This window comes from Nocardia sp. bgisy134 (assembly GCF_057708325.1).
In genome coordinates this window covers 163,912-189,749 of the sequence record NZ_JBYIRW010000007.1, presented here as the reverse complement: position 1 = coordinate 189,749, position 25,838 = coordinate 163,912, and the positions used below count along the sequence as shown (strand labels likewise).

Sequence of the window (25,838 nt, the reverse complement as noted above, 5' to 3'; positions counted from 1 at the left end):
GTCACTGTTTGGTGCATAACGTTCAGTGGAGGTCAGCTCGTGCGACGTCGTCGCTTCACAGACGCCGCCGGGTCCGGCCCGCGCGCTCGCGGCGAGAGACGGCCGCGCGGCCCGCGGCTCTCCCTCGCCGGCCAGGCTTTCGTCCTGCAACTCGTGGTGCTCGCGCTGATGATCGCCATCGCGGTGGTGCTCGCGGTGATCGACGCACGGCACACCAGCGACGTGACCACCGAACAGGAGGTCACCGACGTGGCGGTGAGCGTGGCGCACGCTCCGTCCACCCGCGCGGCGGTGCTCTCCGCCAACCCCACCGAGCAGCTGCAACCGGTGACCGAGCGAATTCGGGTGCAGACCGGAATGGACTTCATCGTGGTGATGGCGCCGGACCGGACGCGGTTCACCCACACCAACCCCGAACGCATCGGCCAGCCGTTCAGCGGCACCATCGACAAGGCGCTGGCCGGGGAGACGTTCACCGAGACGTTCACGGGCACGCTCGGACCGTCCATCCGCGCCGTGACTCCGGTGTATGACAACGACGATCGGATCGTGGCGCTGGTATCCGCGGGCGTCACGCGAGCGCGCATCGGCGATCAGGTCGCCACGCAGCTACCGAAGATCCTCGGCGTCGCGGGCGCGGGCCTTGCGGTCGCCGCGCTCGGTTCGTTCCTGTTCAGCCGCCGGTTGCGCCGCCAGACCCACGGCCTCGCGCCCGACGAACTGCGCGTCATGTACGAACACCACGACGCGGTGCTGCATTCGATCCACGAGGGCCTCGTCGTCTTCGGCGCGGGCGAGCAGGCCGAGGTCGTCAACGACGAGGCGCGGCGGCTGCTCGACCTGCCTGACGGCATCGTGCTGCGCGGCGACCTGCCGGTCTCGATGCACCACATGAGCTGGGGCGCGGTGCGCGACGAGATGCACGTGACCAACGACCGGATCCTGCTGGTCAACCAGGACGTCGTCACCTCGCAGGGCCACTCGCTCGGCACCGTCATGACCATCCGCGATCACACCGAATTGCGCCATGTGCTCGGCGAACTCGACTCGGTGCGCAGTTTCGCCGAATCGCTGCGCGCCCAAGCGCACGAGTCCGCCAACCGATTGCATACGGTGATCACCATGGTGGAGCTCGGCCGGTGTCGCGAGGCGGTCGAATTCGCGACCGCCGAACTGCGGCTCTCCCAATCGCTGATCGACCGGATGATGGGCGCAGTCGGCGATCCGGCGCTGGCCGCGCTGCTGCTCGGCAAGGTGAATCAGGCCGCCGAACGCGGTGTGGAGCTGACGATCTCGGCGGACACCGCCCTCGACGCCACCGCGCCGCTCTCCGCCCGCGAGGCGGTCACACTGGTCGGCAACCTGATCGACAACGCCATCGACGCCGCCGCGGACAGCGCGGGCGCGTGGGTGGAAGTCACAGTGCGCCAAGCAGATTCGGATCTTTTCCTGCGCGTCTCCGACAGCGGGCCCGGAATGTCGGCGCAGACGTTCGCGCGGGCGGCCGAGCGGGGGTACACCACCAAGGACGACCATCACGGGCTCGGCCTCGCGCTGGTGCACCGGGTCGTCACCAGGCACGGCGGGACGATCGACGCCCGCGAGCCGGAAAGCGCGGTGACGGTGACCATTCCGCGCGGGTCAGGAAAGGACGCATCGTGATCCGAGTGTTGATCGTGGAGGACGAGCCGCTGATCGCCGAGGCGCATCGCGCCTACGTCGAACGCATCCCGGGCTTCACCCCGATCGGTGTCGCGCACACCGGACGCGAGGCCATGCGGGCGACCGCCGCGGCCGCGGCCGAGGGCGCACCCGTCGACCTGGTGCTGATGGACATCGGCCTGCCCGACACCAGCGGCCTGGACGTCGCCGCCGCGCTCAGCGGCCTGGCGCCGAGTCCGGACGTCATCGCCATCACCTCGGCTCGCGACTTGGCCATGGTGCGTACCGCCGTCGCCAGCGGCGTGGTCCTCTACCTGTTGAAGCCGTTCACGTTCGCCGCGTTCGCCGACAAGCTGGAGCGCTACCGGGAGTTCCGCACCGCGCTGCCCGCGGGCGAGTCCGCGCTGACCCAGCTCGACATCGACCGTGCCCTCAGCGCCCTGCGCACCCCCGACCAGCGCGCCAACACCCCGAAAGGCGTTGCCCCGCAGACACTCGAGGAGATCTCCCGGATCGTGCGCGGCGCCGAGGACGGCATCACCGCCGCCGACACCGCGACCAGCATCGGCGTCTCCCGCATCACCGCATGGCGCTACCTGGAGAAGCTCGCCGACGACGGCCTCGTCGTCCGCCGCTCCGACTACGGCCGCGCGGGCCGCCCCAAAACCCGCTACGTCTGGAAACGCTCCGACTGAACGCTGCGCCGTCCAGACACACCGCAGCCTCGGTGGCCCCGCAGTCCGCGCACAGACTGGTCTGCGCTGCGCTGCGTGCACAAGGTCCAGGCGATGTGGCCAGTACCCTCGGCGGCCTCACACAGCGTGCATACGCCTCACAACGGAGGTGCCGCTGTGAGGCGCTTGGCTGGTCTGTGCGAACGGATTGCCGTCAGACGTCGGTGGAGAAGCGGATGCCGCCGTCCGGAATCTCGACGCCGGGCCAGACGCGGGCGCCGCGCAGGAGTTCGCAGCGGGCGCCGACGTTCGCGCCGTCGCCGATGACGCCGTCGCGGACCAGGGCACGGGGACCGATACGGGCGCCGAAGCCGATGATGGAGCGTTCGACGGTCGCGCCCGCTTCGACGATGGCGCCGTCGAAGATCACCGCGCCGTCGAGGCGAGCGCCCGCGCCGATCTCCGCGCCGCGGCCGACGACGGTGCCGCCGATGAGGAGCGCGCCGGGTGCGACGCCCGCGCCGGGGTGGACCAGCGATTCGCCGCGCTGGCCCGGCAGCGCGGGCGAGGGGGCGATGCCGCGGACCAGATCGGCCGAGCCGCGCACGAAGTCCTCGGGGGTGCCCATGTCACGCCAGTACGACGAGTCGACGTGGCCCTGCACCCGCGCGCCCTCGGCGAGCAGCGCGGGGAAAACCTCGCGCTCCACCGACACCGGACGCCCGGAGGGGATCTTCTCGATGTATTCGCGGCGGAAGACGTAACAGCCCGCGTTGATCTGATCGGTCGGCGGATCCTGGGTCTTCTCCAGGAACGCGGTGACCCGGCCGTTCTCGTCGGTGGGTACGCAGCCGAACGCGCGCGGATCGGAGACGCGTACCAGGTGCAGCGTCACGTCGGCGTTGGTCGCCTCGTGGGTGTCCAGGATCGCGCCGAGATCGGTGCCGCCGAGCACGTCACCGTTGAACACCATGACGTTGTCGGCGCGCAGCTTGGGCAGCACGTTGCGGATGCCGCCGCCGGTGCCGAGCGGCTCGGTCTCGGTGACGTACTCGAGCTCCAGGCCGAGCTCGGCGCCGTCGCCGAAGTGCTCCTCGAACACCTCCGCCTTGAAGGAGGTGCCGAGCACGACGTGGGAGATCCCGGCCTCGGCGATGCGCGCGAGCAGGTGGGTGAGAAACGGCAGGCCCGCTGTCGGCAGCATCGGCTTGGGTGCCGAGAGGGTCAGCGGGCGCAACCGCGTGCCCTGGCCGCCGACCAGAATCACGGCGTCGGTGCCTGGATGTCCTGCCATCAAAGTTCCCCTGTTCACAGTGGATCGTTCCGAGCCGGGCACCGGTCCGAGGCGACCGCTTTCCCGCGGCCGTCACCGTGGCAGCTACGCCCGGTGGCCGCGGTCCGCGCTCGTCGGCCGTGCTCCTACGCCTGTCGGCCGCGCTCCCGGGCCAACTCACGCAGCGCAGATCGAACCGCAATCCGGGAGCGAATCGCAAGTCCGGCGCGCAACGCGAGCCGCAGCGGGGCCTGCCACCAGTGCGGATGCCGGTCGGCTTGGAAGCGGTACGCGCTGGCGTGATGCGCGGGCAGCATCACCTCGGGGTGGCGCCCCGCGGCGTGGCCCTTGGCGTGGGTGACCTCGGCCGTGGGCACGAACACATTGTGCCAGCCTGCCTTGCCCATGCGGTCGCCGAAGTCGACGTCCTCCATGTACATGAAGTAGCGGGAGTCGAAGCCCTCGATCGAGTCGAAGGCGGCGCGGCGCACCAGCAGGCACGAGCCGGACAGCCAGCCGACGTTGCGCTCGGAGATCTCCTCGTTCTCCTGCCGGTAGCGGCGGGTCCACGGGTTGCCCGGCCAGACGGTGCCGAGGATGGCGTGGCCCGCCCCGTCCAGCAGGCCGGGCACCGACCGCGCCGACGGGTACACGCTGCCGTCCGGCTCGAGCACCATGGGCCCGAGCGCGCCCGCCCTCGGCCAGCGCTCGGCGGCCTCGAGCAGCTTGTCGATGGAGTCGGAGCCCCAGCGGACGTCGGGATTCGCGATGACGACGAATTCGATGCTCGGGTCGATCTCGGCCACGGCGCGATTGATCGCGCCGCCGTATCCGATGTTGCCGCCGGTGCGCAGCAGCCGCACGTGCGAGTTGGCCTCGGCCACCAGCTCGGGCACGCCGTCGACCGACCCGTTGTCGGCCAGGATCACCTGCGGTTTCTCGCTGGTGGCGTGGGCGAGGGTTGTGATGAAGTGCTCGAGGTGCTCGCCGGGTGAATAAGTCACCGTGACGACGGCAAGGCCACCCGGGGCCGTGGAATCGGAAGCGCTCACGACTCCGCCTCGCTGACGCTCGGCTGCGTCGTGCGCGCAGGCGCGCTGTGTCGATGGTTCACTCGCTTACGCTCACTCACGACCCGAAAGCCTAGTCGGAACGACGTGACCGCGCGTCCTCCGGTGCGAACCCGGCCCCAGACCGATCGGTCTTCCACCGCTCGCGGGGACGCCGCGACGCGGTGATCGAAAAGGCCACGGGCCAACCGTTTCTCACCGGATTCAGGCCCGTACCGCGCGCAGCGCGTCGTGCAGCGCGCTGCGCCAGTCCCGCAGCGGCGCAAGACCGGCCGTCACCCAGGACCGGTCCGACAGCACCGAATAGGACGGGCGCCGAGCCGGTCTCGGGAACGCCGTGGAATCGCATCGGCGCACGCGCTCCGGATCGGCGCCGATCTCCTCGAACACCGCCCTCGCCAGGTCGAACCAGCTCGCCACGCCGGCGTTGGTCGCGTGCAGCAGCCGCGGTGCGCCGGGCCGCGCGACGAGCTCGAGCAGGCCCGCGGCGAGATCGGCGGCGTAGGTCGGCGACCCGATCTGGTCGTCCACCACGTCGACGGTCTCGCGCTCGCGTTCCAGGCGCAGCATGGTCGCCACGAAATCGTTGTCGCGCCCGGTATACACCCAGGCCGTTCGCACGACGTGCGCGTGCGGAGCCGAATCCAGCACGGCCCGTTCCCCCGCGAGCTTGGATCGCCCGTACACGGTGGCCGGACCGGTGGGGTCGTCCGTGTCGTACGGCGCGCGCTGGGTACCCGGGAAGACATAGTCGGTGGAGAGATGGATGAGCCGGGCATCGGCGCGCGCGCAGGCGGCGGCGAGCACGGCCGGGCCGGTCTCGTTGCCCGCGAACGCGGCATCGGGTTCCGACTCGGCCTTGTCCACCGCGGTGTAGGCGGCGCAGTTGAGCACCACGTCACCGGGGGCGATCACGGCGCGCACGGCGTCGGCGTCGGTGATGTCGAGGTCGGCGCGGCGGTAACCGCGGGCGTTCGGGGCCAGGCGCAACAACTCCCTGCCGACTTGGCCCGCGGCCCCGATGACGACGAGACGTGCGGTGGCGGCGGGCGGTACGGCGGCGGTCACGGGCGCAAGTCTGGCACGCCGTGACACCTGCGGGTACGGCCGCGCGGGGTAACCGTTGGTTAGCCTTGAGCGGCGTCTTCCGGGGGCGGGCGGACGCGGGGGCGGTCGGGGTGCATACAGGGGCTTGTCGAGAGGATGCGCAGTTGCAGCGGAGGAGGACACCGGTGCGGTCGCGACTCGCCGGCGCGGACACCGGCGCCGATTCGTGGGGCCTGCTGCACGCCTTCGTCGCCGCCGTGGCGGCCGTGGTGCTGGTCATCACCGGCTTCGCCTGGCACAGCGTCGATTCGCTGATCGCCAACATCGAGCGCATCGGCGACCTCGGTCTCGGCGGCGGCCGCGACGGCGCGGTCGACATCCTGCTGGTCGGGGTGGACAGTCGCACCGACGCGCACGGCAATCCGCTCACCAACGCCGAACGGGCCATGCTGCACGCGGGCGACGAGGTGGGCACCAACACCGACACCATCGTGCTGGTCCGGGTGCCCAACGACGGCCGGTCCGCGACCGCCATCTCGCTGCCCCGCGACTCCTACGTCGACATTCCCGGCATCGGCACGGGCAAGATCAATTCGGCGTACGGCGTAACCAAGGAGGCAGAGCGAGAGAAGCTGATCGAGCAGGGCGTCCCGGAGGCCGAGGCCGAACGGCAGTCCACCAAGGCGGGGCGGCAGGCGCTGATCAAGACCGTCGCCACTCTCACCGGCATCACCGTCGACCACTACGCCGAGGTCAGCCTGCTCGGTTTCGTGCTGCTCACCGACGCGGTCGGCGGCGTCGAGGTGTGCCTGAACAACCCGGTCGACGAGTGGATGTCGGGCGCGGAATTCCCGGCGGGCCGCCAGCGGCTGGACGGGCCCCGGGCGCTGAGCTTCGTGCGTCAGCGCCACGACCTGCAGCGCGGCGACCTGGACCGGATCGTGCGCCAGCAGGTGTTCATGGCCCAGCTGGTCGGTCAGATGCTCAGCGCGAAGATGCTCGCCAATCCGGCGCGCCTGAGCCACCTCAGCGAGGCGGTGGGACGCACCGTGGTGCTCGACGAGGACTGGGACGTGGTGGCCTTCCTCCAGCAGCTCCAGGATCTCTCCGGCGGTCAGGTGCAGTTCGAGACCATCCCGGTGACCGATCTCAACGGCACGACCAGCGACGGCGAGTCGGTGGTGCGGGTGGATCCCAAGGCGGTCAAGTCCTATGTGGCCTCGCTGGTCGGCGAGCAGGCCGAGGCCGAGGAGGTCTCGGCGCCCGCGGCGGACCCGGCGACGGTCACCGTGAACGTGCTCAACGCGGGCGGCGTCGGCGGGCTGGCGGCTCAAGTGTCGCAAGCCTTGGCGGCCAAGGGTTTCCAGGCGGGCCGGGTGGGCAACTATTCCGGTGGGAGTGTCACCGGCAGCCGGGTGCTCGCGGCGGACACCGCGGATCCGAAGGCCAAGGCTGTCGCCGAAGCCCTCGGCAAGCTCACGGTGGTCGCGGACCCGTCGATGTCGCCGGACTCGGTGAGCGTCGTGCTGGCGAGCGACTATTCTGGGCCGGGCTCGGCCGCGAGCACCATGTTCGACCTCTCCGGAACGTCGACATCCGCGACGCCGGTTCCGCCCGCCCCACCGATCGACGCAGGCCAGAATGGACCGAAATGCGTGAACTGAATCGTGAAGCCACTGATGCGTGACAAGAACCAGGCACTGACTCTCACCGAGGCGGTGCTCGACCCGATCCTCGCCCGCGAACCCGCGGGCCCGCGTGTCACCTACTACGACGACGCCACCGGCGCCCGGATCGAGCTGTCCGGGCTGACGGTGGCGAACTGGGCCGCCAAGACGGCCAACCTGCTCCGGGACGAATTCGGCCTGAGCCCCGGCGCGCGAGTCGCGGTGCTGCTCCCCGCGCACTGGCAGACCGCCGCCGTGCTGCTGGGCTGCTGGTGGGCGGGCACCGAGGTGGTGCTGAGTCCCGATCCCGACGCCGACCTGGCGCTGGTGACGGCCGACCGCATCGATGACGCCGACGGCGTCGCCGAGGTCGCCGCGCTGTCGCTGGATCCGCTCGGCGCTCCGATCAGGGACCTGCCGGTCGGCATCACCGATTTCGCCACCGCGGTGCGCGTGCACGGCGACCAGTTCTTCCCGCGCGGCGCGGGCGTCGCGCTGGACGGCATGCCGGTCGCCGAGGTGCTCGCCGCCGCGCGGAAGTCGGCCATGCGCCAAGGTTTCGCGGAGGGCGACCGGGTGCTGTCGAGCGCACCGTGGGAGACCCCCGACGAACTGATCAACGGTTTCGTCGCCGTCCTCGCCGCGGGCGCCTCCCTCGTCCAGGTCGTCAACCCCGACCCCGACCAGCGCCAGCGCCGCATCGAATCCGAACGCGTCACCGCACAGGTCGGCTGACGTCGCGGTCGTCGCCGTCGGGCGGCGCGGGAGCGTTCTCCTACTCCGGTAGGAGAACGCATCCGACCGGAGGACGTTCCAGAACTGGGGCGAAGTCCGTACGGTGGAGGTATCGCACAACGATGGGGTTGGTGGGATATGAAGCCGCAGTATTGGGTTCGTTGGTTGTCGCAGCAAGGCTTGCCGAGGCTGGTCTTGCGTACCCGGGCGCGCCGTGGTGATCCGTTCGCGCGGCTGATGGGCGGGCCGGACGGGATCGCCGATCCGTATCCGCTGATCGAGGAGATGCGCGGGCGCGGCAGGATCATGCGCACCTCGCTGTCCTGGGCCACCTTCGACCACGAGCTGTGCCGAACCATTCTGCGGGACACCCGCTTCGGTGTGCGCAACACCGAGAGCTTCGACATCCCCAAACCCATGCAACTGCTCGCGGACCGCTCGCCGATGCCGCCCAACCCGGTCGAGCCGCCCTCCATGCTGGTGATCGATCCGCCCGACCACACGGCCATGCGCAAGCCCGTGGCCTCGGCGTTCACCCCGCGCGCCATCGCCAAACTGCGTGAGCGGGTCGAGACGGTCACCGAGGAGCTGCTCGACGCGCTGCCGTCCGGCGGATCCGCGGACCTGGTCGCCTCGTTCGCCTCCCAGGTGCCGATCGCGATCATCTCCGAAATGCTCGGCTTCCCCGATGCGGATCGCGCCCGCTTCCTCGCCTGGGGCGACCAGCTGACCCCGCTGCTCGATGTCGGCATCCCATGGCGCGCGCACCTCCGCGCCATGAAGGCGATGGAGGTGATGAACGACTACTTCGACGGTCACATCGCCCGGCTGCGCCGCGAACCCGGCGACGACATCATGAGCACCCTGGTCACCGCGGGCGACCTGGACGACTACGCGCTGAAGGCCACCGCGAGCCTGCTGATGGGCGCGGGTTTCGAGACCACGGTCAACCTCATCGGCAACGGCGTCGTGCAGCTGCTCACCCACCCCGACCAGCTGGACCGGCTGCGCGCCGAACCGGAGCTGTGGCCGAACGCGATCGAGGAAGTGCTGCGCATCGACTCCCCGGTGCAGACCACCGCGCGCACGGCGCTGACCGACATCGAGCTCGACGGCCAGCAGCTGCGCAAGGGCCACACCGTGGTGTTGTCGCTGGCGGGCGCCAACCGCGACCCGAAGACTTTCTCCGAACCGGACCGCTTCGACGTGGCCCGCCCGAACGCCAAGGATCACCTCTCCTTCAGCAACGGCATCCACGCGTGCCTCGGCGCGAGCCTGGCCCGCATGGAAGGCGTCTACGCGCTGCGCGCGCTGTTCGAGCGGTTCCCCGATCTGCGCCTGGACGGCCCGCCGCAGCGCAGGGAGCTGTTCACGCTGCACGGCTACGAGCGCATGCCCGTGCGCCTCGGCCGTCGCGCGGAGGCCGAGGCGCCCGAACCCAGCTCGGTCTGAACCCGGCTCAGCTGAAGCCGACGGCTTGGTCGCCCCACGCGGTGTGCTGGTCGCGGTCGGGATTGTCGACGACGCGGTCGGCGGCGTCGATGAGCAACGTGGTGCGCGTCGACGACCGGTAGGGCGGCCAGTGCTTGGAACCGTCCAGCGCGGCGGGCACGCCGTGCCTGGCGAAGGCCAGCCAGCGGCGCATCATCCGCCCGGACACCTCCGTCGCCTGCTTGCGACCGCCGAGCCAGAACGTGGGGTCGTGGTTGAAGGTGCCGAAATTGCCGAAAACATACGGCAATTCGGTGGCGTGCCCGGCGCCGACGCGGGCCGCGCGCAGCATCGGGGTGGCGTGGTCGAAGCGGTAGGCCCAGGTCATCGAATGGGCCGCGTGCGCGTCGGCCACCCAGTGCGCGGGCATCCGGAACGCCGCGTCGGTGGACATGGCCAGCGCGCCGCGGGTCTTGGCCAGATCGGGGTAGGCCGAGGTGATCTCGGCGATCCGCTCGGCCGACAGACCCGGATGGTTGGCCGCCGCGTCGCGCAGCATGATGTTCACTGCGTCCGGCGTGACCGGCATGATCGGCGAGCGGAACAGCCGGAACAGCGAGGCCTCGTCCTTGTTCGTGCCGACGATGAGCGGCACCTGATGGGAACGGCCCCGTTGGAACAGGTCGATCGGATAACCCGGTAGCAGGTCACCGTCCACCACCGGCGCCGCGGCCAGACGCCCCGGCTCCTTGAGCGGAATCTCGTCGAACAGCACCCCGGCCACCTGCACCACCCGTTCGATGGGCAAGTCGATCAGGTCGAGGGCCTGCGTCGGGGACATCTCCAGCAGCTCCAGGTAGCGCCGCGCCACGATCGCGGCGCGCTCCTGGCCGAAGACAGTTGTGGCGGGCGGGCTCTGGGCGATGGCGCGGTGGAACAGCCCCGCCGCCCGCGGCGCGGTGAGCAGGGCCGTCACGCATCCGGCGCCGGAGGACTCGCCGAACAAGGTGACGTTGTCCGGATCGCCGCCGAACCGCGCGATGTTGTCGCGCACCCACTCGAGCGCCGCGAGTTGATCGTGCAGTCCGAGATTCGGCGTGAACCCGCGGAACAGCGAGGACAGGTCGAGGAATCCCAGCGCGCCGAGCCGGTAGTTGACGCCGACCACGACGACGTCGCCGGTCTCGGCGAGCTTGCGACCGTCGTAGATGCGCTGGGCCGCGGTGCCGAGGCAGTAGGCGCCGCCGTGCAGCCAGACCATGACCGGACGCGGCTCCTGCTCGTGACTGCTGGGCGCCCAGACGTTCAGCCAGAGACAGTCCTCGCCCATCCGCAGTTCCGAATCGACCGGCACCATGGCGCCCATCGTCTGCGGGGCGATCGCGCCGAACGTCAGGCAGTCACGCACGCCGTCCCACGGCTCCGGCGGGGTCGGCGGCCGGAAACGCCGCGTCCCGGTGACCGGCGCGCCATAGGGAATGCCGCGCCATGCGGCGATCGGTCCGTCCAGGAATCCGCGCACCCGGCCGGAAGTGGTCTGGACTATGGGCCCGGCGCCGTCCGCATCCCAGTCCCGTTCGATCTCGAACCGAGTGCTCATCGTCCCGCACCTCCTGCCCGCGACCCATCGGTGCGCTGAGGGTTTGCCACACCCCGGGTCCGCACGTCGTGATCTCTTTTCGAGAGTACGTGCGATTTCGCGGGCGCCACCGGTAGGACGCATCAACCGTGATCAGGGCGCTACCCTTGGCCGGTGCCGAACTACAGCTTCCGCTGCCGCAGCTGCGGTGACACCTTCGAGGTGAACCGCCCCATGGCCCAGTCGTCGGACCCGGCCGCCTGCCCGCAGGGCCACGACGACACGGTGAAATTGCTGACCACGTTCGCCACCGTCGGCCGTGGTGGCGGCGGCGCACCGCAGGCTCCGACGCCCCCGCCGAGCGGTGGCGGCTGCTGCGGCGGCGGTTGCTGCGGCTGACCCGCCCGCGGCTCAGTCGGTGCGCTCGCCCTCGCGCCGGTCGGCGTGGCCGAGGTCACGGTCCGGCGCGACCCGGTCGCGCACCCGCTGCTTGAGCACGGCGATGTCGGGAAACCCGCCGTCGGCCTTGCGCTCCCACACCTGATCGCCGTCGACGGTGATCCGGAACACCCCGCCCGTGCCCGGGATCAGCGCGACCTCGCCCAGTTCGGTGGCGAAGGTGCTCAGCAGTTCCTGCGCCATCCAGCTCGCCCGCAGCAGCCAGCGGCATTGGGTGCAGTACTCGATCGCGACACGTGGCATAGCAGTCGACGCTACCGAAGCACGGCCACGAGCGCGCTCCGTGCTCACGGCTCGACGACACCGTCGAGGTAGACCCACGCGCCGTTCTCCCGCACGAACCGGCTGACCTCGTGCATCGAGCCGCGTCCGCCCTCGGCGCGGTAGTGCGCGACGAACTCCACGGTCCCCGTGTCGTCGAACGGCCCGCCACGCTCGGTGCGCACGATCTCGAGGAACATCCACCGCTGGTCGGAATCCAGCTCGAGCCGCCGCGGTCTGGTCCGCGAATGCCAGGACCGCCGCAAATAATCGACGTCGCCGACGGCGAACGCGGTGTAGCGCGACCGCATCAACGCCTCCGCCGTCGCCGCGGGCCGCACGCCCGACAGCGCCGGACCGCAACACTCCCCGAACGACTCCCCGCGACGACACGGACACGGCTGCGACTCATCCATGCCCGGATTCTCCCCCGCCCGGTCACTCCGGGACGATCTCGGTGCGCACCCACACCGAATCCCCGCGGCCGACCCTGGCCAGCACGCCCGCGACGGCGGCGGTCTGCTCGCGCCAGCGCCGCAGTTCGGTGACGCTCGGCGCGAGTTCGTAATCGTGATGGTGAGCGGCCCGGGAGAGCGCCGCCCACACCGCGGCCACCTGCGCGCCGGTCTCCGGTCCGGCGTAGACGCGCAGCGCGAGCAGTTGGGCGCGCATCGGGCAACGCACCAGCTCCGGCGCGAGGCGCACCCACAATTCGTCCACCGCCTGTTCGAGGGCCAGCCGCAGAATCCAGGCCGTCGCCCGCGACCACACCCCGCCCGCCGCGGTCACCTCGCCGTCCAGCAGCCGGTCCACCGCGTCGAGCCGCTCGGCGACCGTCGGGCGCGGCGCATTCTGCTTGGCTCCGCGCGGCCGGCCGGGCGGACGACGCCGCGGTCCGCGCGACCCGGTCACCGGCCCATCCAGGCGATGAACCGCTCGGTGTTCGCGATCAGCTCCCGCATGCCGCGATCGATGGGCACGTGCGCGCCCGCCGTCACGTCGCGCAACGCGCCGACCAGCCATCTGCCTTCTCGCGCAAGGTGTTTGTTGAGGTTGTCGACGTTGTACTGCACGCCCATCACCGCAAGCGCCACCATCGCCCTCGTGGTCTGCGCGCCCTCGATGTGCCGCTCCACCTCGCGATGGTTCATGCCGCGCGCCAGCAGCTCGCGCCGCGCCCTGGCCAGGCTGGCCGCCTCCACCGCCGACCGGCAGCAGGTCGCGACGAGCTCGTCCGCGATCGCCTCCGGTAGCTGCGGGGTACGCACCAGCGACCGCGCGTCGTCCAGGTAGCGCCGCACCGGATCGCTCGACGTGCGCACCTCGATCACGGACCGTTCGCGCCGCTGCACCTCCAGCACGCAGGCATCCAGCTGCATCCGGCGCACCGCCTCGGCCAACCGCTCGTCGTGGGTGAACACCACGACCTGCCGCGTCCACGCGACGAACGCGAGCACCCTGGCCAGCCCGTCCACCTTCGCCGGGTCCATGGCCTGCACCGGGTCGTCGATCATCACGAAGCGAAACGGGCTCTCCTCCACCGTCGCCCGCGGCAGGAACAGCGAGAGGCCGAGCGCGTGCAGCTCGCCCTGGCTCATCACGCCGAGCGCCGCGCCGTCCACCTCGTCGACGGTGACGTCGAGCAGCACCCGGCGCGCGGTGCCCGCGTTGCCCTGCAAGCGAATCGCGCCGAGTTCCACATTGCTCTGCTGGCGCAGGGTGCGCCAGACCCAGCGCGCGGTGGTCTCCAACGGGGCCATGCGCTCGTCGCGCAGACCCGCCGTCGCCGATTTCAGCCAATCCTCGGCGCGTTTCAGTGTGCGCAGCTCGCCCGCCCGCAGGGCCGCTTCGCGCGCACCCTCCAGCCAGGCGGCGATCCGCGGCACCAGCGGGGCCCACACCTCGTCGAGCCGGTCGAGCTCCTTGCGGGTGCCCTGCTGGACCAGCTCGAGCTCGTCGACGAGCCGAGTGTGCGCCCAGCGCAACCGATCCGGCAGTTCCTGGGAGTACTCCGCGTGGCTCAGCGCGGCCCACTCCATCCAGGCCGCGCGCACCGCGGTGGTGTCGACGGTGGGCGGATTGCGCGGATCGAAGTCCAGTTCGGGCGGTACGTGGTCGGGCAGCGCCCGCGCGGCGCGCACCGCGTTGCGTAGCTCGTCACGGGCGGTGGTGAGCGCGTCGACCCGGGCGCTCAGCCGCGCGATCGAGGCGTCCGCGCCGCGGGCCCACTCCGCGTCCAGCCTGCCCCGCCCACAGACCGGACAGGCGCAATCCCCGTTCGCCGCAGCGTGTTCGCGGGCGCGGCGCAGCAGTTCCAGTACCCGCAGGTCGGCCTCGGCGTCGGCGGTGGAATCCCGCGCCAGTGCGGCCGCGCAGGACTCCAGCCGGGTGGCGACCGCGTCCACTTGGGCCTCGGTGGGCAGCGCGAGCCGCACGATGGCGCGCAGGCCCGCCGGGCCGTCGCCGCCGTCGGCGCCGCCCAGCATGTCGCGGCCGACCGCGGTGAGGTCGGGTTGCGCGGGGCGCAGCAGGGTGGCCATTCGTACCGCGCGGTCGTCGGCCAGCGTCTCCATGGCCGCGAGCAGGTCGAGCCGCTCCTGCCGGGAATCCCGTGCGGCGCGCTCCAATTCGAGCCTGCGCGCGCGAATCCGTTCCTGCGCCAGGGTGAGTTCGTCGAGGCCGAGCAGCTGGTGCAGCGCGTCGAACAGGTCGCTCGGCTTGCCGTCGACCAGGGTGCCCAGCTCGCTGTAGGACAGGAACGGGCGGTACAGCTCGAGCACCGATGCCCACCGTCCCGCGTCGAAATCCGCCGGTGCGCCGTCCTTGCGCCGCTCGGTCCAGCGCGCCTCGGTGAGTTCGTCCTTCGGCGACCACTCCTTGGCGATGGTCAGCTCCGGATCGGCTCCGCCGGTGAGCAACTCCAGTTCGATGCGGGCGATATCGCCGTCGTGCAGGTTGCGCCAGCCCTCGCGCCACGCGGCCGAGCGGCCCTCCCAGCGGCGGTTGCCGCCGGTCAGCGCCAGTTCGGCGGCCTCGGCGAAGCTGGACTTGCCGCTGCCGTTGCGCCCGACCACCAGGGTCAGGCCAGGGCCGGGCGGCACGCGCAACGTCACCTCGGGGCCGATGCCGCGGAAGCCGCGCACTCGGATCGCGCGCAGGAAGATGCCGGAGTCGTCGAATTCGGTTGCCCGGAGGCGGGAATCGATGGCGCCCAGCGCGCGCAGAACGGCATGCGCCACGTCGGGAGTGACCGCCGGGTCCTCGTTCAACCGTCGCGCGACCACGTCGGTCAGGCGCGGTACGGTCTCCGCCGTCATGTCGACCGCGGGCTCCGGGCACACGTTGAAACCCCCTACACACCGCACCGCGGCGCGCCCCTCCCGACATTCGCGCGCGGTGTCACCGTCGAAAGCTGAGCGAAACGCTACCCGATCGAGCCGCATCCGCCCACCGGCGGTGGACGAGAGGAAGGAGATGCGAACCTGCCCGCGGGGATGGATATGGCCATCGAGCCGGCTGGGCCGCGACTCGATGTCCACCCCTCGGCCCAACCCCGGCGGGCAGCTCGATGGTGTCTCACCCGGTGTGGGTGGCCCGGTCGGAGCCGAACAGAACAGGATGCCAGACAACAGAATTCGGCGCAAGACGAAGCGGTGCGCGAATCCGTCGCCCGCACAGCGTTTTCGGGCTGAAAGCCGTGGGTACCTGCGGAGCTGTCGGTGGGCTGGGGTAGAAATCCGAACAAGAGGATCAGGGGAGACGAGAATGACGCACGGACGTTCGGACGCCACCCGATGAACGCACCGTGGCCCGAGGAACGGGTCGGCGCGCTCGCGCCGGACGCGAGCTCGCTCGCGGCGGCGCGTGGCCTCGCGGACCGCTGGCGCGAGACCGGGTACCGCGACGAGGCCGTGTGGGGCCGGTGCCGGGGCAGCGGTCCCGAGCCGTACGCGACGATCGTCGATCTCTCCGGCCCCGCGTATACGTGCACCTGCCCGAGCCGCAAGTCGCCGTGCAAACACGCGCTCTCGCTGCTGCTGCACTGGTCCCAGGGCGCTGTCGCGCCGTCGGCCGAGGTCGCGGAGTTCGCGGCGGAATGGCTGGCCGCCCGCGCGGCCCGCCCCGCGACGCCAGCGACGGCGCGCACGGCCAACCCCGCCACCGCGGAGCAGCGGCGAGTGCGCGTCACCGCCGGACTGGAGGAACTCGACATCTGGCTCGGCGACCAGGTGCGCACCGGCCTCGCCCAGGCCGATCGCTCCTACCACGCGTTCGAGGCGATCGCCGCGCGCATGGTGGACGCGCAGGCCCCCGGCGTCGCGGGCGCACTACGCAGGCTGCCGCTGATCATGGCGACCCGCGCCGACTGGCCAGAACCGGTGCTGCGCGAATACGCCAGGCTGCACCTGTTGGTGGCGGCGCACCGCCGCATCGACGACCTGCCGCCCGCGCTGCGCGCCAGCGTCCGCACCCACGTCGGCTATCCCAGCCCGGCCGAATCGGTGCGCGCCGAACCGGCCGTCCGCGATCAGTGGATGACCCTCGGCGTGCGCAGCACCGAGGACGAGCGGCTCTACACCCGCCGCACCTGGCTCTACGGCCGCCGGACGCACCGTTGGGCGCTGCTCGTCGACCACGCCTTCGGCGCACCCGCCTTTCCGGCCACCGCGCCCGTCCTCGGGAGCATGGCCGAAGCGGACCTGCACTACTACCCAGGCGCGGCGCCCCTGCGCGCGCTCTGGGGCGAGCGCCACGGAATCGACGAACCCTTCACCACCCTGCCCGCGGCCCCGACGGCCGCCGCCCCCACAGCGAAAGAGGTGGCCACATCCCTGGCCCCGACTGTCGCGGCGAAAGAGGCGGCCGCATCCCTCGACACCGCTCGCATCGGCGAACGAGACTCCCGTGCGCGTGCCGCAGCGATCGGGACGAAAGGCAGCCGTTCCGGAGCGGCAGGCGGCGCCGTCCGCGAGGCGCTCGAGGCGCACGCTACGGCGCTTGGCGCCGACCCGTGGGTGCGGTCGTGGCCGGTGCTGCTGCGCGACGTGGTTCCGGTGATCACGGACGCGGGCTGGCGGGTGGTCGACGCGCAGGGCGCGGCGCTGCCGCTGGCCCCTGCGGAACAACCGTGGACGGTCTCTGCGGTCTCCGGCGGGCATCCCGTCACGGTGCTGGGCGAGTGGACGGCGGATGGACTCGTCCCACTCTCGGCGTTCGCGGTGGGCGAGATGATCGACGTGGAGAGCGAGCCCGCGCCGCACCGGGACTCCCCCGCGCCGAGCGCCGAGACCGACGACCTGATCTCGACGGCGCTGCTCGGCACCGCCCGCCGAGCCTTCGACCCCGCCCTGCTGCCCGCGCCCGCCGCAGCCGTCGCCGCTCGCCTGCGCACCGACCCGGCCTTTCTACTTCTCGAATCCGCCGCGCTACGAGACACTTTCGCGCGCGGCGGGGTCGCACCGCGGGATGCCGCCGCGCCACCGCCCGCGCCCGACGACGATCGCGCGCTGCTGCCCCGCGCCGCCGCGCGGCGACTGGCCGACCTGCTGCGCGACCGGTCCCGTTTCCTGCCCGAATGGTTCGCGGCCGCCGAACCGCACGATTTCCGCGCGCCCGATGCGCTGGCCGCAGAGCTGTTGGACGCGGCGAGCGCGCAGTCCGCACTGCGCGAACCGCTGCTTCGGCTGGCGGGCGCACGCGGCCGATGGCTCGCGCAGTGGCATCCGGAATGGCGGGAACTGCTGTCGGAGTTCGTCTTCGACACCGAAGCCGACGAGATCTGGCGCTACGGCGCCGCACCGCAACGACGCGCCTGGCTCGCCCGGCTGCGCGCCCGCGACGCCGACGCCGCGCGGGCCGCCCTGGCCGCCACCTGGGGCACGGAAACCGGCCAGGCCAGGGCCGAGCTGCTCGCGGTCCTCGGCGACGGCATCGCGGCGGCCGACGAGCCGCTGCTGGAGACGGCGTTGGACGACCGCCGCGCCGAGGTGCGCCGGACCGCCGCCGGACTGCTCGCGCTGCTTCCCGATTCGTCCTTCGCACACCGCATGCTGCGCCGCGCGGCCGACTGGATCGTCGTCGAGGCCGACGGGGCGGCGCTGCGGATCGCGTTGCCCGACCCGCTCGACGCCGACGTGCGCCGCGACGGCATCACCGATCGCGCCGTCGAATTCAGCTACCGCTGGAACGGAGTCCCCGACGTCACCGCGGGCCGCCTGCGCCAGCTGGTCGCCGCGACGCCGCTGCGGCACTGGACGGCCGTGCTCGGCGCACCCGAGCGAGCGGTGCGCGTCACGGTGGACGAGCGGTTCCGCCAGCCGCTGTTCGACGGCTGGGTGGATGCCGCACTGGCGCAACGGGATCCGTCTTGGGCCGCGGCGCTGTTCGCCAACGGCGTGCCCTCCGACACCGCGCTGCTGCGCCGCCGCGAGCTGTTCGCCTTACTGCCGGTGGACGAGCGCGTCCGGCACCTGCTTCGCCTCGACGGCGCCTGGCTCTCCGAGCTGGAGGCGCTGCTGCCCGCCGTGCCGCACCCGTGGCCGCAGCCCATGGCGCAACACGTGATCCTGCTGCTGTTCGAACGCGCCAGGATCGCCGCCCAGCGCGCGGGCGGGCACGGAACGGGCCCCGCCGCGCACCGATCCCTGCTCACCGCGGCATCGGTGCACCTGCCCGTCGACGCGGCGGCCGCCGTCGCCACGATCGCCCAGCGCTGCGACGATGTGGCCTGGGCCCGCGCCTTCGACCAGCTCGCCACCGACCTCACCCACCGCTCGGACATGCTCGAGGAGTTGCCGTGACCAGCACCGACGCCAGCGCCCTGCTGCGCCCGCACGCCGAACAGGCCTACGCCGAGGAATTGCGCGCGCTGGCCGCCGCCGACGACCGCCCGCGCCCGCCCTCCTGGCGGCTCTCGCCCTGGGCGGTGGTCACCTATCTGCTCGGCGGCACGCTCGATGACGGCACCGTGATCACCCCGAAGTACGTCGGCCCGCGCCGCCTCATCGAGGTCGCGGTCGCCACCCTGGCCACCGATCGCGCGCTGCTGTTGCTCGGCGTGCCCGGCACCGCCAAAACCTGGGTTTCCGAACATCTCTCGGCCGCCATCTCCGGTTCGTCCACGCTGCTGGTGCAGGGCACCTCGGGCACCGCGGAAGAGGCCATCCGCTACGGCTGGAACTACGCCAGGCTGCTCGCGGAGGGCCCGAGCGAGGCCGCCCTTGTGCCCTCGCCGGTGCTGACCGCGATGCGCACCGGCGCGCTGGCCAGGATCGAGGAACTCACCCGCATCCCGTCCGATGTGCAGGACGCGCTGATCACCGTGCTGTCCGAGAAGACCCTGCCGATACCGGAACTCGGCCGCGAGGTGCAGGCGGCCAAGGGCTTCAACGTGATCGCCACCGCCAACGACCGCGACCGCGGCGTGCACGAGCTGTCCTCCGCGCTGCGCCGCCGCTTCAACACGGTGGTGCTGCCGCTGCCCGCCGACGAGGAGGACGAGGTGGCCATCGTGACCCGCCGGGTCGCTCAGCTCGGCGCGGCGCTGGAACTGCCCGAGGTGCCCGCGGCCGCGGCGGAGGTGCGCCGCGTGGTGCGGGTCTTCCGCGAATTGCGTTCCGGCATGACGGCCGACAACCGCACCAAGCTCAAGTCGCCGTCCGGAACGCTGTCCACCGCGGAGGCGATCTCGGTGCTGACCAACGGGATCGCGCTGTCCGCGCACTTCGGCGACGGGGTGCTGCGCGCCGGCGACATCGCGGGCGCGCTGCTCGGCGCGGTGGTCAAGGACCCGGTGGCCGATGCCGCGGTGTGGACGGAGTACCTGGAAGCCGTTGTCCGCGAACGTCCCGACTGGGCCGACTTCTACCGGGCGTGCCGCGAGGTCACCGGCTAGGGATTGCGATGCACGTACCGGAGAACGATCGCACAGCGGGCGAGAGCGGCACACCTGGTGCCGGAATCCGTCCGCCCGACACGGTGACGCGCGTGTTCGGCATCCGGCACCACGGCCCCGGCTCGGCCCGCTCGCTCCGCTTGGCGCTGGAAGACTTCCAGCCCGACACCATCCTCATCGAGGGCCCCGCCGACGCCGATCCCCTGGTCGGGTTCGTCACCGCCGAGGGCATGGCCCCGCCGGTGGCGCTGCTCGCCTATGTACCCGATCAGCCCGCGCGGGCGGCGTTCTGGCCCTACGCGGTGTTCTCGCCGGAATGGCAGGCGCTCCGCTACGCCGCCGAATACGAAGTCCCCGTGCGCTTCTGCGACCTGCCGGGCAGCGCGGTGCTGGCCGCCGAGGCGGAGCCAGGCGACAGCGTCGACCCGCTGGCCCATCTCGCGGCCGCCGCCGGCTATGACGACGCCGAACGCTGGTGGGACGCGGTCGTCGAATCCAGCACCGACATCGACGTTTTCGACGCGCTCACCGAAGCGATGGCCGCGTTGCGCGAGACGCCCGCCACGGACCCGGACGAACAACCACGCCTGGACCCATCGCCGACGGACGACCTGCTGCCGGATCTCGAAACCCTCGGACCCGACTTCGAATTCGGCCGAACCGATTCGCCGTCGATCGCGCGCCGCCGTCGCCCCACCCCGGCCATCATCGACGCGCACACCCTGCGCCGTGAGGCCTACATGCGCCAGACCATGCGCAAGGCGCTCAAGGGCGGATCGCGTCGCCTAGCCGTGGTGTGCGGCGCTTGGCACGCACCCGCACTCGCGGGCAAGCTCGGTCCCGCCGCGCCGGATGCCCGGCTGCTCAAGGGCATGCCGAAGGTGAAGGCCACCGTCACCTGGGTGCCCTACACCCATTCCCGCCTCGCCGCGTCCTCCGGCTACGGCGCGGGCGTCGACTCGCCCGGCTGGTACCACCACCTGTTCACCGCCGCCGATCAGCCGATCGCGCGCTGGCTCACCAAGGTCGCCGGAGTGCTGCGGGCGCACGATCTCCCGGTATCCAGCGCGCACGTCATCGAGGCCATCCGGCTCGCCGAAACCCTTGCGGCGCTGCGGCGGCGACCGCTGGCCGGGCTCTCCGAGGTCACCGAGGCGGTGCGCTCGGTGATGTGCGGCGGCGACGAGACCATGGTGCACGTGGTGACCACCGAGCTGGTCGTCGGCGAAGCGCTCGGCGCGGTGCCGGAGAACGCGCCGACGGTGCCGCTCGACGCCGACCTGCGCGCCAGGGTGCGCAGGCTGCGGATGAGGCTGGAGCCCACGGCGCGCACCGTCGATCTCGATCTGCGCAAGGAGCGCGAGCTGGAGCGGTCGCGGTTGTTGCACCGGCTGCGCCTGCTCGGCGTCGAATGGGGCGCGCCGACCACCGGGGAGGTGCGCAGCACCGGCACCTTCCGTGAGACCTGGACGCTGCGCTGGCGCCCGGAGTTCGCGGTCGCCGTCATCGAGGCCTCGCGCTGGGGCACCACGCTGCGCACCGCCGCCGAGGCCAAGATCCTCGACACCGCGCAGCGGCCGGACCGCACCCTCGGCGATCTCGCGGGCGCGCTGGAGCTGGCCCTGCTCGCCGATCTCGGCGGCGCGACCGCAGGACTGATCGCCCGGCTGGAGAGCGTCGCGGCGCTCGACCACGACGTCACCCACCTGCTCGCGGCGCTGCCCGGCCTGATCAGAACGCTGCGCTACGGCGACGTGCGCGGCACCGATACCAAGGCGCTCGCGCACGTGGCCGACGGGCTGCTCGTCCGCATCGCCGCGGGTCTCCCCGGCGCGGTGACCGGACTGGACGCCGACGCCGCCGCCGAGCTGCGCACCCAGCTGGACGCCGCGCACCTGGCGATCCACACCCGCGACGACACGTGGGCCACCGAGAACTGGCTGGCCGCGCTGGGCAAGCTGGCCGACCGCGAGGACGTGCACGGCGCGCTCGTCGGCCGGGCGGTGCGGCTGCTCAGCGACGCGGGCATCATCGACGACACCGATTCCGGCCGCCGCCTGTCGGCCGCGCTGTCGGTCGGGGCGACCCCGGCCTCGAAGGCCGCGTGGATCGACGGCTTCCTCGGCGGCCGCGGTCTGCTGCTCGTACACGACCGAGAGTTGTTGCGGCGCATCGACGACTGGCTGCGCGGACTGGACGACGACCAGTTCCTGGAGACGCTGCCGGTGCTGCGCCGCACCTTCGGCGCCTTCGAATCCGGCGAACGCCGCGCCATCGGCCGCGCGGTCGGCGACGCCGCACGAACCTCGACGGCGGAGCAAGCGGGCGTGGACGTCGAACGCGGCCGCCGCGCCATGCGGACCGTCGCCGAGATTCTAGGAGTCGCAGGATGATCCCGCACCCGCCGCGCCATGAGACCACCGCCACCGTGCAGCCACGCACGACGAATACAGCCGGATCGTGCCCGCCGTCGCCGAGATACCCGTCGCCGCGCCACGACACGGCTTCTACTGAGCGACCGTGCACCACAAACGCGGCCGGGGGTTGCGCGCCGTCACCGAACTCCCTCCGGCACAAGCCGATCCGCACCGCGATCCACTCCGTCCGTCGGCGAGGAGCCGCACTATGAGCCTGCCCGACGAAAACCTCTCCCGCCGTTGGCGTCTGGTCCTCGGCGCGGCGGCCGAACCCGAGCTCGGCGGGCTCGGCGGCGGGGACGACGTCGCCGTCGACCGCGCGCTCGGCGCTCTCTACAACACCGGCGACGAGCCCACCTCGGGGAAGCGGTCCGGCAGCCTCGGCGGCTCGGCGCCGCGGGTGGCGCGCTGGCTCGGCGACATCCGCACCTACTTCCCGTCCAGCGTGGTCGAGGTGATGCAGCGCGACGCCATCGACCGCCTGCAACTCACCGAACTGCTGCTCGAGCCCGAACTGCTCGCCGCCGTCGAGCCCGACGTGCACCTGGTCGGCACGCTGCTGAGCCTCAACCGGGTGATGCCCGAGACGACCAAGGCCACCGCGCGCACCGTGGTCGAACGGGTGGTGCGCGAGATCGAGCAGCGCATCGCCACCCACACCCGCACGGCCGTCTCCGGCGCGTTGAACCGGGCCGCGCGGATCAGCAGGCCGCGGGCGCGAGACATCGACTGGGACCGCACGATTCGCAAGAACCTGGCGAACTATCTGCCCGAGCACCGCACGGTCGTCCCGGAGCGGTTGGTCGGCTACGGCCGCAACACCCAGACGGTGCGCCGCGACGTCGTGCTCGCCATCGACCAGTCGGGGTCGATGGCGGCGAGCGTCGTGTACGCCTCGGTGTTCGGCGCGGTGCTCGCGTCGATGCGGGCGTTGCGCACGTCGCTGGTGGTGTTCGACACCGAGGTAGTCGACCTCACCGACCTGCTCTCCGACCCGGTCGACGTACTGTTCGGCACCCAACTCGGCGGCGGCACCGACATCAACCGGGCGCTCGCCTACTGCCAGACGCTGATCGCCCGTCCCGCCGACACACTCTTCGTCCTCATCTCCGATCTCTACGAGGGCGGCATCCGCGCGGAGATGCTGCGCCGGGTGCACGCCATGAAGGACGCGGGCACGCAGGTGCTGGTGCTGCTCGCGCTCTCCGACGACGGCGCACCGGCTTTCGACCACGACAACGCCGCCGCCCTCGCGGCGCTGGGCGTTCCGGCCTTCGCCTGCACGCCCGACCGCTTTCCCGACCTGCTCGCGGTGGCGTTGGATCGCGGTGACGTCCAGTCCTGGGCGGATGTGAACGCCGGAAGGCCGTGAGACCGTTCCAGGCCCTGTCTCGAAGTCCGGCCGGATGCATCCGTGATCTGGGCCGCGGAGGCGCCGGATGGGACGTCGAGACAGGGCCTAGACTCGCGACCGAGTCTCGGCACGCTGGAGGGGAGCACGCATGTTGCGCCGTGGTGAGGTGTTCGCCGGCTACGTGATCGAGCGCGAACTCGGGCGCGGCGGCATGGGAGCGGTGTACGCGGCGCGCCATCCCCGGCTGCCGAAGACGACCGCGCTGAAGCTGCTGCACCGGGAGATGTTCGACGACGAGGAGATCCGGCGGCGGTTCGAGCGGGAGGCGGATCTGGTCGCGCAGCTGGACCATCCGAACATCATCACCGTCTACGACCGCGGCATCGAGGACGAGCGGCTGTGGATCTCGATGCAATACGTGGACGGCCACGACAGCGCCGCGGTGCCGCCGAGCGCGATGTCACCGCAGCGTGCCGCGCAGATCGTCGTACAGACCGCGGGCGCACTGGATTACGCGCACGCGCGCAGCGTGCTGCACCGGGACGTCAAGCCCGCCAACATCCTGCTGTCCCGCTCGGCGGGCGTCGGCGCGGGCTTCGACGAGCGCGTGCTGCTGACCGACTTCGGCATCGCCAAACTGCTCGACGACACCGCCGGGCTCACCCGCACCGGGAATCTGACCGCGACCCTCGCCTACGCCGCACCCGAACAACTGACCAACGGACCGCTCGACCATCGCTGCGATCAGTACGCGCTGGCCTGCACGCTGTTCCGATTGCTCACCGGCGCAGGACCTTACGACGGCCCGAACCTGCCCGCGGTGCTCTACGGGCACATGCACGGTCCGATCCCGTCGCCGCGTGCGACCCGGCCGGAACTGCCCGCGGGACTGGACGCGGTGCTCGCCAGGGCGATGGCCAAGGACCCGAACGACCGGTTCGACTCGTGCGGCGAATTCGCCGAGGCCGTCGTTCGCGCCCTGCGTGACCGAAGTTCCACCGCCGCACCGGAATCTGCCGCCCAGCCTGTATCGGGCCCGTCTGCCCGTCCGGCGCCCGCGCGACCGGCGCCGGGCCCGGCCACCCTCGCGCCGACCGAGCCGCCCGCGCGGTCCACAACGCCACCGGCCGTGACCATGCACGCGACCGCGTATCGCAGACAGCTGCACACCCAGGACGACGTGGTGCACGGCTGCCTGCTCGGCTCGGCCATCGGCGACGCTCTCGGCGCACCGGTGGAAAACATGCTGCTGCACCATATTCGGCAGCGCTACGGTCTGCGCGGCGTCACCGGCTCGCCGGACACCTACGAGGGCAGGATCTCCGAGGAGACCCAGCTGACGCTGTTCACGGTGGAGGCCCTCGTGAAGGGCTCGGTGCGGGCACGGGCGCGCGGCATCGGCGGCGCGACGCTGGGCATGATGCAGCAGGGTTTCCTGGTGTGGTTGCAGGGTCAGGGCGTCAGCATTCCCGAGCAGAAGGTCCCCCCGCACAGCGCGCTGGCCGCGCATCCGGAGTTGATGGGGCATCGCGGCACCACGCACGCCGCCATCACCGCGCTCCAGAAAGCGGCGGCGCGACGCGAACCCGCGCGTCCGCTGGGCACGAGGACCGAGCCGATCAACAATTCCAAGGGCTGCGCCGCGGCCGTGCGCGCGGTGCCCTGCGGCTTCGGCTACGCCGTGGACCGCGCGGGCGACGCCCTCGAGCACGTCTTCGAATTGGGTTGCGACGCCGCAGCGCTCACGCACGGACATCCCAGCGGCTGGCTGCCCGCCGGTGCGGTGGCCGCGCTGATCTACCTGCTCGGCCGCGGCGCGGAACTCGACGACGCCCTCGACCGGGTCCGCGCCGAACTGGCCCGCCACGACCACCACGAGGAGACCTCGACGGCGCTCACCGCGGCCGTCGACCTGGCCGCCGCCACGGCGCGCCGGACGCAGACCATGCCGCAGCCGGAGGACTTCGACGCCCTCGGCCGCGGCTGGATCGCGCCGGAAGCGCTCGGCATCGCGGTGTACGCGGCGCTGTGCGCGCAGGCCGTCGGCGGGACGCCGGAGAACATCTTCCGCGACGGAGTCCTGTTGGCCGTCAACCATTCCGGCGACAGCGACTCCACGGGCGCACTGTGCGGCAGCATCCTCGGCGCCCGCCACGGCCGCGCCGCCATCCCCGACCACTGGCGTACCGCGCTGGACGCCGCGCCCGTCATCGAGCGGTTGGCGGCCGACTACTGCACCGAATTCGGACCGAACCCGCCGCGCGACACGCACGGCGAGCCCCCGTTCGATTGGTACACCCGCTATCCGGGATAGC

The 25,838-nt window shown here is 71.8% G+C and carries 19 protein-coding genes; 11 read left to right on the top strand and 8 right to left on the bottom strand.

Annotation, left to right across the window (positions count from 1 at the left end; translation table 11 throughout):
- Positions 1-168: 168 nt before the first annotated feature.
- Together AC3ERS_RS15015 and AC3ERS_RS15010 are read left to right on the top strand one after the other, a co-directional pair.
- The gene (locus AC3ERS_RS15015; protein WP_431967983.1) at positions 169-1,662 is read left to right on the top strand and encodes a sensor histidine kinase; all 1,494 of its coding nucleotides are present in this window, start codon (positions 169-171) and stop codon (positions 1,660-1,662) included.
- Positions 1,659-2,357 (top strand): response regulator, encoded by a 699-nt coding sequence (locus tag AC3ERS_RS15010; protein ID WP_431967763.1) that lies wholly within the window; start codon positions 1,659-1,661, stop codon positions 2,355-2,357. The genes AC3ERS_RS15015 and AC3ERS_RS15010 overlap by 4 nt, the downstream gene beginning before the upstream one ends.
- A gap of 193 nt (positions 2,358-2,550) precedes the next feature.
- Here AC3ERS_RS15010 and manB read toward each other — a convergent pair whose 3' ends face one another.
- The 3 genes from manB to rfbD form a co-directional block, all read right to left on the bottom strand.
- The gene (manB, locus tag AC3ERS_RS15005) at positions 2,551-3,630 is read right to left on the bottom strand and encodes a mannose-1-phosphate guanylyltransferase (RefSeq protein ID WP_431967761.1); all 1,080 of its coding nucleotides are present in this window, start codon (positions 3,628-3,630) and stop codon (positions 2,551-2,553) included.
- 125 nt (positions 3,631-3,755) lie between these two features.
- Entirely contained in the window at positions 3,756-4,661 is a 906-nt protein-coding gene (locus AC3ERS_RS15000) for a glycosyltransferase family 2 protein (RefSeq protein ID WP_431967759.1), read from the bottom strand.
- Positions 4,662-4,883: 222 nt separating this feature from the next.
- Complete coding sequence (gene rfbD, locus AC3ERS_RS14995; RefSeq protein ID WP_431967757.1) at positions 4,884-5,747, bottom strand: dTDP-4-dehydrorhamnose reductase; 864 nt, start codon at positions 5,745-5,747, stop codon at positions 4,884-4,886.
- Between the two features lie 164 nt (positions 5,748-5,911).
- Here rfbD and AC3ERS_RS14990 point away from each other — a divergent pair, with 164 nt between their 5' ends.
- The 3 genes from AC3ERS_RS14990 to AC3ERS_RS14980 all read left to right on the top strand — a co-directional run bounded on the left by AC3ERS_RS14990 (position 5,912) and on the right by AC3ERS_RS14980 (position 9,580).
- Entirely contained in the window at positions 5,912-7,390 is a 1,479-nt protein-coding gene (locus AC3ERS_RS14990) for an LCP family protein (protein WP_435591030.1), read from the top strand.
- A gap of 15 nt (positions 7,391-7,405) precedes the next feature.
- Positions 7,406-8,128 carry a TIGR03089 family protein gene (locus AC3ERS_RS14985; protein WP_431967756.1) on the top strand — a complete coding sequence of 241 codons (723 nt, stop codon included), beginning with the start codon at positions 7,406-7,408 and terminating at the stop codon, positions 8,126-8,128.
- Positions 8,129-8,266: 138 nt separating this feature from the next.
- On the top strand, positions 8,267-9,580 hold the full coding sequence (locus AC3ERS_RS14980) for a cytochrome P450 (protein WP_431967754.1): 1,314 nt from the start codon (positions 8,267-8,269) through the stop codon (positions 9,578-9,580).
- 7 nt (positions 9,581-9,587) lie between these two features.
- On the opposite strand, the gene AC3ERS_RS14975 is transcribed toward AC3ERS_RS14980, so the two are convergent.
- On the bottom strand, positions 9,588-11,159 hold the full coding sequence (locus AC3ERS_RS14975; protein WP_431967752.1) for a carboxylesterase/lipase family protein: 1,572 nt from the start codon (positions 11,157-11,159) through the stop codon (positions 9,588-9,590).
- A gap of 153 nt (positions 11,160-11,312) precedes the next feature.
- Here AC3ERS_RS14975 and AC3ERS_RS14970 point away from each other — a divergent pair, with 153 nt between their 5' ends.
- On the top strand, positions 11,313-11,537 hold the full coding sequence (locus AC3ERS_RS14970) for an FmdB family zinc ribbon protein (RefSeq protein WP_357453088.1): 225 nt from the start codon (positions 11,313-11,315) through the stop codon (positions 11,535-11,537).
- A gap of 12 nt (positions 11,538-11,549) precedes the next feature.
- On the opposite strand, the gene AC3ERS_RS14965 is transcribed toward AC3ERS_RS14970, so the two are convergent.
- From AC3ERS_RS14965 to AC3ERS_RS14950, 4 genes are read right to left on the bottom strand one after another with little or no spacing between them, the layout of a single operon-like run.
- Positions 11,550-11,840, bottom strand: a complete 291-nt coding sequence (locus AC3ERS_RS14965) for an Rdx family protein (protein ID WP_431967749.1) — start codon at positions 11,838-11,840, stop codon at positions 11,550-11,552.
- Positions 11,841-11,884: 44 nt separating this feature from the next.
- Positions 11,885-12,274 carry a YchJ family protein gene (locus tag AC3ERS_RS14960; protein WP_431967747.1) on the bottom strand — a complete coding sequence of 130 codons (390 nt, stop codon included), beginning with the start codon at positions 12,272-12,274 and terminating at the stop codon, positions 11,885-11,887.
- Positions 12,275-12,296: 22 nt separating this feature from the next.
- Entirely contained in the window at positions 12,297-12,770 is a 474-nt protein-coding gene (locus AC3ERS_RS14955) for a hypothetical protein (protein WP_431967745.1), read from the bottom strand.
- Complete coding sequence (locus tag AC3ERS_RS14950) at positions 12,767-15,175, bottom strand: AAA family ATPase (RefSeq protein ID WP_431967743.1); 2,409 nt, start codon at positions 15,173-15,175, stop codon at positions 12,767-12,769. Before AC3ERS_RS14950 ends, AC3ERS_RS14955 begins: the two co-directional genes overlap by 4 nt.
- A gap of 477 nt (positions 15,176-15,652) precedes the next feature.
- On the opposite strand from AC3ERS_RS14950, the gene AC3ERS_RS14945 reads away from it, so the two are divergent.
- The 5 genes from AC3ERS_RS14945 to AC3ERS_RS14925 all read left to right on the top strand — a co-directional run bounded on the left by AC3ERS_RS14945 (position 15,653) and on the right by AC3ERS_RS14925 (position 25,837).
- Positions 15,653-18,658, top strand: a complete 3,006-nt coding sequence (locus AC3ERS_RS14945) for a DUF5691 domain-containing protein (protein WP_431967741.1) — start codon at positions 15,653-15,655, stop codon at positions 18,656-18,658.
- Positions 18,655-19,752 carry an ATP-binding protein gene (locus AC3ERS_RS14940; RefSeq protein WP_431967739.1) on the top strand — a complete coding sequence of 366 codons (1,098 nt, stop codon included), beginning with the start codon at positions 18,655-18,657 and terminating at the stop codon, positions 19,750-19,752. Before AC3ERS_RS14945 ends, AC3ERS_RS14940 begins: the two co-directional genes overlap by 4 nt.
- 8 nt (positions 19,753-19,760) lie before the next feature.
- The gene (locus AC3ERS_RS14935; protein WP_431967737.1) at positions 19,761-22,145 is read left to right on the top strand and encodes a DUF5682 family protein; all 2,385 of its coding nucleotides are present in this window, start codon (positions 19,761-19,763) and stop codon (positions 22,143-22,145) included.
- Positions 22,146-22,377: 232 nt separating this feature from the next.
- Complete coding sequence (locus AC3ERS_RS14930; protein WP_431967735.1) at positions 22,378-23,541, top strand: VWA domain-containing protein; 1,164 nt, start codon at positions 22,378-22,380, stop codon at positions 23,539-23,541.
- Between the two features lie 130 nt (positions 23,542-23,671).
- On the top strand, positions 23,672-25,837 hold the full coding sequence (locus tag AC3ERS_RS14925) for an ADP-ribosylglycohydrolase family protein (RefSeq protein WP_431967733.1): 2,166 nt from the start codon (positions 23,672-23,674) through the stop codon (positions 25,835-25,837).
- The last annotated feature ends 1 nt before the right edge of the window (position 25,838 follow it).

Bases quoted from the DNA above. Each gene is read 5' to 3' on its own strand.
- AC3ERS_RS15015 (WP_431967983.1), top strand. From the start codon at position 169: ATGATCGCCATCGCGGTGGTGCTCGCGGTGATCGACGCACGGCACACC.
- manB (WP_431967761.1), bottom strand. From the start codon at position 3,630: ATGGCAGGACATCCAGGCACCGACGCCGTGATTCTGGTCGGCGGCCAG.
- AC3ERS_RS14985 (WP_431967756.1), top strand. From the start codon at position 7,406: ATGCGTGACAAGAACCAGGCACTGACTCTCACCGAGGCGGTGCTCGAC.
- AC3ERS_RS14980 (WP_431967754.1), top strand. From the start codon at position 8,267: ATGAAGCCGCAGTATTGGGTTCGTTGGTTGTCGCAGCAAGGCTTGCCG.
- AC3ERS_RS14975 (WP_431967752.1), bottom strand. From the start codon at position 11,159: ATGAGCACTCGGTTCGAGATCGAACGGGACTGGGATGCGGACGGCGCC.
- AC3ERS_RS14965 (WP_431967749.1), bottom strand. From the start codon at position 11,840: ATGCCACGTGTCGCGATCGAGTACTGCACCCAATGCCGCTGGCTGCTG.
- AC3ERS_RS14960 (WP_431967747.1), bottom strand. From the start codon at position 12,274: ATGGATGAGTCGCAGCCGTGTCCGTGTCGTCGCGGGGAGTCGTTCGGG.
- AC3ERS_RS14950 (WP_431967743.1), bottom strand. From the start codon at position 15,175: ATGACGGCGGAGACCGTACCGCGCCTGACCGACGTGGTCGCGCGACGG.
- AC3ERS_RS14945 (WP_431967741.1), top strand. From the start codon at position 15,653: ATGAACGCACCGTGGCCCGAGGAACGGGTCGGCGCGCTCGCGCCGGAC.
- AC3ERS_RS14935 (WP_431967737.1), top strand. From the start codon at position 19,761: ATGCACGTACCGGAGAACGATCGCACAGCGGGCGAGAGCGGCACACCT.
- AC3ERS_RS14930 (WP_431967735.1), top strand. From the start codon at position 22,378: ATGAGCCTGCCCGACGAAAACCTCTCCCGCCGTTGGCGTCTGGTCCTC.
- AC3ERS_RS14925 (WP_431967733.1), top strand. From the start codon at position 23,672: ATGTTGCGCCGTGGTGAGGTGTTCGCCGGCTACGTGATCGAGCGCGAA.